The sequence below is a fragment of the Chryseobacterium contaminans genome, from assembly GCF_001684955.1.
GTDB lineage: Bacteria > Bacteroidota > Bacteroidia > Flavobacteriales > Weeksellaceae > Chryseobacterium > Chryseobacterium contaminans.
Genome location: NZ_MAYF01000052.1, coordinates 1 through 9,448, shown reverse-complemented (window position 1 = coordinate 9,448; position 9,448 = coordinate 1). Strand labels below are relative to the sequence as shown.

Sequence of the window (9,448 nt, the reverse complement as noted above, 5' to 3'; positions counted from 1 at the left end):
CAAAAAAATGATATCGACTTCAAAAAATATCAATACAATAATCAGTATATTGAAGATATAAAAATTAAAGATTTATTAGACAAAAATTATAGGACTGAGTTTATAAAATTTTTAAAAGAGACAAAAACTGAAGATGATGAATTTAAATCAACATTAGTCTCTCAATTATTGATTATCAGAATGATTCAATTGTCAGATGTAAATGCATTTTACATCTTATCTGAACTTTCTAAAGATAATGATGTAGCCTATAATGGCGTTGAATTATATGGTGAGAAACTTACAAAATTTTTTATAGAGAACCCATTATTTTTTATACAACAGGGAGCCAAATATCATGAAACGACCTTATTAAATTCAATTTTTCCACAATTAGACGAATTTCTTGTAAAACAGTCTTTTTTTAAGGATAATTTGGGTGATATTGATTTAAAGAATGGACAATTATTTCTCTTCCCAGATAAGGAAAAAGAATTTAGCGAGTCTTTTAAAAGAAAAATATCTAAATTTAGTACTGAGGAGTGTATTTTTTCGCCAAGTTTATACACCGCATGGCAAAACAAAACAATAAATTTCATAGATATCAGTCCACTTTTTGGTGAAGAACTATTAATAAAGCTTAATGTATTTGAAAGAAATTATTTTAACCAAAATATTCAAAACACATTAAAAGGATATATAATTAATTCCGAAAAAACAGCCAGCCAGTCTTCATACATCATAATTGACCCAGATGGCTATACCAATTTAAGAAAAGATAAAAACACATCCTCAGAGGTTTTGCAAAAGGTAAAATCAGGAGAGCATATTGAGGTTTTGGATAATACCGGAGATTGGTTTCTTGTAAAAACTAAAGAAGGAAAAGAAGGATATATTCATAAAAGCAGAATAAAATCTCCAAAGTCATAAGACTTCGGAGGTCATGGATTTTTAAATAATCCATCAATCTGTTTCCGGAAAGTATCATTCGGAGAAACTTTATAAAATTCCCTAAGCAGATCTAAAGAACCTGGTTTTTTAGGATATTGATTATGAGTAAGAAAGGCCTTCAATGCAGCATTTACTTTGTTTTCACCTATTAAATCACTTAATTTCACCATTGCAATTGCTCCTTTGGAATAGGAAATGTGAGGCGTATTTTCGGTTGCGCGGTAAATAGGAAGGTTTTCGGATAATCCTTTTTCGTTATCGTAGATTTGCTGGTGAACCTTTAGTCTTTCTAACATTTGTTCCCTTCCGTGCATTTTTTTATAGAGCATCATTTCGGTGTACATGGCAAGAGTTTCGGTGAGCATTACGGAACCTTCTCTGTCATCAGGATTAATCCGGCTGTTTCCCCACCAAAGATGGGAGAGTTCATGTCCTGCCAGTTCATTAATCACATCCTGCTTCTGATCGGAATGGATATTAGCGTGAAAAATCATGTCTTCCGGCATAAAAACAGCAGAAGGATAGGCTGTTGCTGCAAAACCTCTGGTGAAAGATGATATTTCAGCAAAATTGATAGTTTTGAATGGATATTTTCCAAAATTCTCCTGGCAGTAATCCAAAGTAAGCTGAGCATTTTTCAGAAGATGATTTACATTTTCAGAATGATTCTTATGGTAAAAAATATGGATCACAATCCCTTGGTAGTTGAGGCTTTTTAATTCATACTCAGCAGAAGAAACAGCAAAACGGAATGGAATATTTTCTGCCTGATACTGAAAATAATTACGGTCTGATGTTGCCCATTTCTTTACCAGATCACCGGTTCCTACAGCGGTTTGTTGCTTTTCAGTGGAAACGGTCATATCAAGATTGATGAAATCCTTTCTGAACACTTCCGGAGCTTCAGGATTCTTTATTTCTCTCAGTTTTCCCAGTTGGTATTGGCTGCGTATCTTTTCATCCTGAATTTCATAATCCTTTTGGTAGCCAAGGGTGGGGTAATACCTGCTGATTCTCATAAAAGAACCGTTCTCAATAATAGCGTTGAAAGACTGATGCCCGTTTACAGCAAACCACTGATAGGATATTTTGAAATCAAGAGTAGCTGTATCATTGGGTTTCAAAGTATTTTTTAAAGAAATTTCGGAAGTATTCTGAGTCATTGTAATTGTTTCAGTGCCAGACTTTACAATCGCTTTTTCAAGTTTCAGATCAGCATTAAAATTGATAAGAATTTTATCAATGGGCAGGTTCGTTTGGTTCTTAAGGGTATAATGACCAGTGATTTCATAGGCATTTTTTGATGGATATAGCTTAATTTCAGTTTTAATAGCTGTTATATCAGGTTGTAGAAGTTTTTCATACTTTCGGAAATCCTTTTCATAGTGAACAGCATTCAAAATCTCTTTTTCATCATCTTTAGGAATATATCCTTTCATGAAATAGCTTCCGGCCAAAACCCCTGAAATGAGTAGAATAACAATGAAAGCAGATTGGAGAAAAGAAACTTTTTTAAACTTAATAAAAGCATTAATCATCCATAATAAAGCCATTATCCCGGTTCCAAATAAAAGTCTTTGTCCAAAAGCCTTTTCATAGATTCCATAGCCATTGAAATCACTGTAACTTCCTTTAAAATCTGAGAATATTCTTAAAACAGGATAAGGAAAAAGTTTACCGGAAACAGGACCAGCAAGGATAAAAATAGCTGCAACAGATATTCCTAATGCGATAAATTTGTTCGGAATTCTGTCATTGATGACCAGAATAAATCCGGAAAACAAGATTAATGGAAATGTATTGAAAAGGAAAACACCAAGATAGGCACTCCAATCCATACGAAAATACTGATAAGCAGACTGGAAAATAATACCTTCCCCAATTAAAATTCCTGTAAAGAAGAAGAGCAGAACACTAATCGAAATAAAATGTCCGGTTAGCTTATTTTTTGAGAAAAAAGTACTGTTTTCAATCATTGAAAACCCGGAAGATTTTGATCTCCAATACAGATCGTTTAGAAAATAAGCCACGATCATTAATCCAAGTAAATGAAAGTTTTCAGAGATGGTGGTGGCCATAAGCCCTGAGCTGGCGTACTTCTGAGGCAGACGGATTCCTTTTTCAATTTCGGCATACATTTCCATCCCTACAGCAAATACAAGGAGAATAGAAACTGCCGGAACCGTAATGCTTTTGAACAGGTAGATCAGATCTATTTTGGCAAAGGATATCATTGATTGTACAGCAGGCATTCTTCCATATTCAGGCTGTACTGCAGCATATTCTGATTTGAAAAACTTAGGTTGGGAATCGTTTTTAAGAGCCGATTTTTTTGCCTTTTGTTTTGAAATAGTTGAGAAGGAAAATTGTTTTAAAGTAAGCCACAAAAGGGCTATTGATATCAGGGTATAAAAAATTCTGTTGAAAAGTAAATATCCTGTAATCGCTACGATTTGCCCGTTTTTTTGTTCAACAGTAAGCCATTTTGCGTTTAGAAAATAAGAGGACAGCCCGAAAGGATCCAGGATCGCTGAAATATGCTGAGCTTCCAATGATTGTGGCATAGCTCCTGCCATAAATGGTGAATTGGAAAATAATAAGACAATCATATAAAACACATACAACAACAGTCCGCCAATGACTACCAGCAGTTTCTTTCTGAAAATAAAAGCCATTAAAAAAAGAAAACTGCACACCAAAAGCGTATTAATTAAGCCAAAAATGAACAAAGGGTAGAGATAGTAGATGATATGAAACCCTTCCTGCATCTCAGTTCCGGTACGAAGACTTTGGCCTATCACAAAGCCGAGTATCAGAAATGAAAAGCTTAAAAAGGTCTGCAAAAAGTAGCTCAAAAACTTTCCTTTCAGATACGTTTGTTTGGAAAGAGGAAATGAAAACAGTACAATATCAAACCTGGAATCCTGGTCTTTAAACAATAGTTGTAAGGCATATATTGTTGCGAAGAAAATGATGGAAAGGCTAAGCATTCCGGTCATAAACCCAATGGTATAAGGTGAATTCAGATAGATTCCTTCTCCTACGGAAAGGTTGAACTGATTCCCACAGAAAATACCCAGGAAGACAAGAATTAAGGCAATAAGATAGCTAAGCCAGTGCTTGGTATTGCGTCTGACTTCAAAAGAGAATATAGCATTCATGACTAAGGTTTTTGCGTTAGAGTATAAAAATAAAAGTGTTCCAGTAAAGGGTTTACAGGTTTGAAATCTTCAGGAGCTTCTTCAGAAAAAATGGTAATTTGATGATTTCTTTCTATCAATTGTCTGCTGATGACTTCGTAATGAGCGTAAAAATTCTCCAAATCATTGTTATCAATGGAACGGGACCATATTTTATGCTCTAATTCTGCCATTAATAGTTTCGGTTCTCCTTTTCTAAGTATTTTTCCCTGGTTCATAATGGCAATTTCTGAGCACAGGTTTCTCACATCTTCCACCAGATGAGTGGAAAGAATCACAATAATATCCTGGCTGATGTCATTCAGAAGAATATTGAAACGGTTACGTTCTTCAGGATCTAAACCGGCAGTAGGTTCATCTACAATAATGATTTTAGGGTTTCCCAGTAATGCCTGCGCTACTCCGAAACGTTGCTTCATTCCACCGGAAAAAGTATGAACCTCTTTCTTTTGAAAATCCAGAAGATTCACTTTTTCAAGCAGATCCAGGATCTGCTTTTTACGATTGCTTCTGTCTGTAATTCCTTTCAGTATTGCAATATGTTCTAAAAGATCATACGCCGAAATTTTAGGATAAACCCCGAAATCCTGAGGTAGAAATCCTAGGTTTTGTTTGATAAATTCAGGATTTTTAATAATATCAACATTATTAAAAACAATACTTCCCGAACTGGGTTTCTGTAATCCTACAATGGTTTTCATCAGAGACGATTTTCCAGCTCCATTAGGGCCTAAAAGTCCAAACATTCCGTTGTTGATCTCAAGAGAAATGTTATCAATGGCTTGAAAACCATTTTTATAGGTGAGGTTGAGGTTGTTGATGGATAAAGTATTCATAATAGTGAGTTTGGGTAATAGGAGTGTAGGTAATCCGGTTGGGGACTACTGTTGTTTAAAGAGACGGATAGATAATAGACGAAAAGATAAGAGACAAGAATGGAGAGCAAAGTGTAAGACTTTCAGCTTTCAAACACAAGACGATTGAAAGGATGATACCCTTAAACGATGAACTTTACTCTTTATACTCCAGGATATCTCCGGGCTGGCATTCCAGGATCTTGCAGATGGCTTCCAGAGTATCGAAACGTACGCCTTTTGCCTTTCCGGTTTTGAGGATGGATAAATTGACGGGAGTGATTCCCAGTTTTTCTGCCAATTCTTTACTCTGCATTTTTCGTTTGGCTAGCATGACATCTAAGTTGACTATAATTGGCATGTTAAATAATTAGGTCTTGTTCGTTTTGCAAATGTAGCCCTTGCTTAAAGATATTCGCAAGAAACAGACAGAAAATTCCAAGCATAAAGTGAATAAACACCAGGCCCCAGATGATATTTTCTACTTCCACAAAGAAACTCGCGATAATAACCAGTGGAAGTGGAAAGAAAATATTAAAAAGGTAAAATCTCTTAAGTTGTAGAATATGGTCTTTCGTAAAAAGCTTTGGCTGGAAAAATACTCTGAAAACCTTTGCGGATAGCCAGAAAAAGATTCCATAAGGAATTAAAACCAATAGAAACGAAAAAATGATATAAGGATAATTATCTTCTATATTCAGAAATGGCTGTTGCGTAAAAGGGTAATTAATATGCAAAAATTGGCCATTACTATAAGATGTCACTGAAAACCCTGTGGCAAGGCAAAGCAGTGCATACAATGCTGTTATCAAATATCCGGCAGACAAAACCGAGCAGATATAAAATAAAATCCTGGAAATAATTTTGGTCTGATTCATATCACGATCATTAAGTATTGCAAATGTATAATTAATTATCGTAAAACAATAATTTATTTAAATAAAATTTTATTTTCAAATACAATGGGCCAGTCAAATGAATGATAGTAATTCTTACATTTACTATAAAAATATACTCATTATGGCTTATAATATTGAACTGGCAGACAGGGTTCGTGAATGGCTGTCCCATGTAAATGATATTACAATTGAAGAAAAGAAAATGTTCGGTGGACTGGCATTTCTGGTGAATGATAAAATGTGTATTAATATCAGTCACGACAATCTGATGTGCCGCTACAACCCTGAAAAGGAAGAAGAAGTCGCGGAGAAAATAGGCTTTCTTCCCATGATTATGAGAGGAAAACAGCTAAAGGAATATTGCTATGTAGAACCCATCGGCTTTCAAAAACCTGAAGATTTTGAATATTGGATGCAGATTTGTCTTGAATACAACAAAATTGCAAAAGCATCAAAAAAGAAGTAAGTTTGAGGGTTTGAGAGTATGAGAGTATGAGAGTATGAGAGTGGGTGACCACTGTTGTAGCTTCCCACTAATCATTACTCATTATTTATTACTCATTGCTTATGCTTTCCCGTATAATTGCTCCCTTATCTGCACCAGGATCCTGGTTGTTTTCTCCAGATCAGGCGATTCCGGAAGTAGGGAAGCAGTGTGATGATACTCAATGGATTCAATAAGGTTTTCCGCTTTTTCCATCACAGTCTCATAAGACCAGTTTCCGGCTTTAATATCCAGTAATTCATCCCGGTTCTCTACACGGATCTGAAGAGAATTGTTTTTGAAAATCTGTTCACACGATTGCAGCAAACGGATGGTATGCATCATATTTTTACTGTCGTAGTTCTGTCCATGATTCTGATTGACGTTGTGTCGCTCTTCATTGCGTTCTTCCACCCATTTCCAGTATTCCCTGTAATCTTTGCAGTAAGTAGAGTAGGCATCAAGGTTGCAGAACAGATAAGCATCCGGTTTTTCATCTTTTGGAACAGAAGATACCGAAACCTGGTTGGCTTCTTCATGCTGGATAATGCCTTTATAACCCAATGCTTGTGAATCATCATAGAATAACGCAAACATCCCTTTGGTATGGTCAATAGCGGTTAATCCACATTTTTCCTGAATTTTTCCTTTCTCCGAAAGCCATTTTTTCAATGCAACAGAACCTTGACCGTCCAGAATAAAGCAAAAATCAAGAATAGATTTTCTTTCCTTGTGTATAGGATTTAAAATCTTTTTATTGAGACCTTTCGCCTTTTTAATCTGAGAAACAGCATATCCGGCGAAGGTATCTTTGCATAGTTTGGAGAGAAAATCTTCCGGTTTCAACAGATCCATCAACGGATGCTTGTACAGAATACAATCCTCAGGAGTTGCCAAAACCTCCAGAATATTAGGATTGTTCTTTTGCAGCAGCTCCACAAACCTCCCGATTTCATAATAAGTAATATCATTCGTCTCATTGGAAATCTGTGGAATGTAGTTCAGCCCAAAGAAATCTTCCTTTGGCAGATAATACACTCCACGGATATCCGTATCCGAAGTTTCTGTTGCCAACCCGAAAGCCCTGCTTCCGGAGATGGCTTCGAAGAGGAGGAGGTTTTTGTTTTTGAGGTCTTGGATGGTCGTGTTAGAACCCATATTTTTCTTCACGTTTTTTGAATGCAATTTCACCTCCTTCTAAAATATCTTTAATATGTTCTCTAATACTCATATTTGGAAGTAAACTTTTTATATTTTTATTTAATGGTTTTACGTCTTCTAAAGCTCCATTTATATAATCGAATTGATAAGGACAATCTGAATTATCTCTATCGCTTTGCCCTTTTTGACTTGCAACTATTATATTCTCTGCATCAGCATTTACTGCAATGTTAGCATTATGAGTAACTAATATAATTTGCCTTTCGGTTTTCTTTTTTTTGAGATATTTAACCAAATCATCTGAAATAGATCTATTATCAAGGTTATCTTCTGGCTGATCTATTAAAATTGGAGATGGTGATTCACTTAAACCAATGATAATCATTAATATTACAAAACTTGCTTTTCCTGTGGACATACTTCCTATTCTATCACCTTTATATGTTACTTCCCAGTAATCATAAAAGTAATCATCTAATAAAATATCTATAGCATATTCTTTTGAAAAACTACTGCGTAGTTTATAGCTTCCATTATCAATGGCTTCAAAAATTGATTGAATGTCATTGATGAAATTTTTTAAAGGATATGAGGAAGTGGCTTTTAGGTTTTTATCAAATATGTTCCAATCATCATATGATTTTGATTTTCCGTGACTAATATCCCACATTGATTTTTCTAATTTTGGAAAATTAAATTTTACTTTTCCTTTAATTTGTAAATTTTCCTCTTTAAATGATTCAGTTCTAGGAATTAAAAGATTAATTATATTTTCATACTCTAAATAAGTTTCTTTATAGAGTTTAAATATCTTTTTTTTAATCTTTGATAAATCTTTTCTTTTTTGCTCAATATTTTTTTCATCTTCAATAATACTATTTAACTTTTGTGATTCAATTTTATTTGAATCTTCATATAATTTTATCTGTTTTTCGGTCTCTTCATTTTGTTTGTATGGTTTTAATTCAGATTCTTTTTTTATTTTTTCATTTTTTATAAATTTCAATTGGTTTTGGAATATATTATTTTCTCTATCTATGTTATTCTCATAAATTTCTATAGAAGATAATATAGTTTTTAATTCTTCATATTGCTTAATAAAATCTATTTTGATTTTAGGTGTTTTAAGCTGTAAAGTCTCTACATCTTTTACCAAAGTTTTTAGAGTATTAATACTATTTCTATTGAACTCTTTGATAACTAATTTATCACTTTGCAAGTCTGATTCATCTTTTTCTATTTTTTCAAACTCCTTTTGCTTTATTTGATAAGATTCAATTTGTTCTTTGTTCAATCCTATTTTTTCTTTTAATTCTAAAATTTTTCCTTCATTGTGGTTAAGGACTTTTTCTATATCTTCTTTATTTCCTTTACCTCCAAGATTAACAATTAATAGGTCTATTGCTTCTTTAGTTTCAAAATAATTCTTTATTAAAGCTTTTCTAGTTTCATCATTTTTTTTGACGTGAGCAATAAAAATATCATTATACATTGCTCTAAACTCTTCTTTTTCGACTATAAGATTTCTTATAAGTTTATTAAGAGATTCTCCCTTTTTATAATATTCAGGTTCTGCTAATTTTATCAAATAATTTTGTGGAATATAAATAACCTCAGAGAGAATACTATTTCCGTTATAATCAAATCTAGTTTGCGAAATATTTGGAACTTTTGTTTTTATTTCAAAATTATAATTTAGATCTGGTTCTAGATTTGCATCATTTTTTATTCTAAAATTAAATTCATTTTCTTTTCCTTCTTCTTTAAAAATTTTTCCTAGTTTTTCGGTATTAAGAAGTGTTCTAGCTATATTATATAACAAAATAGATTTTCCAGAAGATTTTCCTCCTATTATTACATTCAGATTTTTATTAAAACAAATTGGTTTAGGAGTGAATTTTTGAAATTTAAAATAACTAT

The 9,448-nt window shown here is 33.3% G+C and carries 7 protein-coding genes and 1 pseudogene; 2 read left to right on the top strand and 6 right to left on the bottom strand.

Annotated elements, in window-relative coordinates:
* Positions 1 to 909, top strand: a 909-nt coding sequence (locus tag BBH99_RS04680) for an SH3 domain-containing protein (protein ID WP_066692643.1), incomplete at its 5' end; no start/stop codon positions are given.
* An 11-nt stretch (positions 910 to 920) separates the two neighbouring features.
* On the opposite strand, the gene BBH99_RS04675 is transcribed toward BBH99_RS04680, so the two are convergent.
* The 4 genes from BBH99_RS04675 to BBH99_RS04660 form a co-directional block, all read right to left on the bottom strand.
* Positions 921 to 4,091 carry an ABC transporter permease/M1 family aminopeptidase gene (locus tag BBH99_RS04675; RefSeq protein ID WP_066692642.1) on the bottom strand — a complete coding sequence of 1,057 codons (3,171 nt, stop codon included), beginning with the start codon at positions 4,089 to 4,091 and terminating at the stop codon, positions 921 to 923.
* Between the two features lie 2 nt (positions 4,092 to 4,093).
* On the bottom strand, positions 4,094 to 4,966 hold the full coding sequence (locus tag BBH99_RS04670; RefSeq protein WP_066692638.1) for an ABC transporter ATP-binding protein: 873 nt from the start codon (positions 4,964 to 4,966) through the stop codon (positions 4,094 to 4,096).
* 175 nt (positions 4,967 to 5,141) lie between these two features.
* Positions 5,142 to 5,345 (bottom strand): helix-turn-helix domain-containing protein, encoded by a 204-nt coding sequence (locus BBH99_RS04665; RefSeq protein WP_045494476.1) that lies wholly within the window; start codon positions 5,343 to 5,345, stop codon positions 5,142 to 5,144.
* A gap of 1 nt (position 5,346) precedes the next feature.
* Positions 5,347 to 5,862 carry a DUF2975 domain-containing protein gene (locus BBH99_RS04660; RefSeq protein WP_066692634.1) on the bottom strand — a complete coding sequence of 172 codons (516 nt, stop codon included), beginning with the start codon at positions 5,860 to 5,862 and terminating at the stop codon, positions 5,347 to 5,349.
* A 142-nt stretch (positions 5,863 to 6,004) separates the two neighbouring features.
* Here BBH99_RS04660 and BBH99_RS04655 point away from each other — a divergent pair, with 142 nt between their 5' ends.
* Entirely contained in the window at positions 6,005 to 6,349 is a 345-nt protein-coding gene (locus tag BBH99_RS04655; protein WP_066692645.1) for a TfoX/Sxy family protein, read from the top strand.
* Positions 6,350 to 6,448: 99 nt separating this feature from the next.
* Here the strand turns inward: BBH99_RS04655 and BBH99_RS04650 are convergent, their stop codons facing one another.
* Together BBH99_RS04650 and BBH99_RS22275 are read right to left on the bottom strand one after the other, a co-directional pair.
* A complete protein-coding gene (locus BBH99_RS04650) occupies positions 6,449 to 7,525 on the bottom strand; it encodes a nucleotidyltransferase domain-containing protein (protein WP_066692628.1) in 1,077 nt (358 codons plus the stop codon).
* Positions 7,515 to 9,448 (bottom strand): annotated as a pseudogene (locus tag BBH99_RS22275) (TrlF family AAA-like ATPase); the annotation flags it as partial. The gene BBH99_RS04650 and the pseudogene BBH99_RS22275, both read right to left, overlap by 11 nt.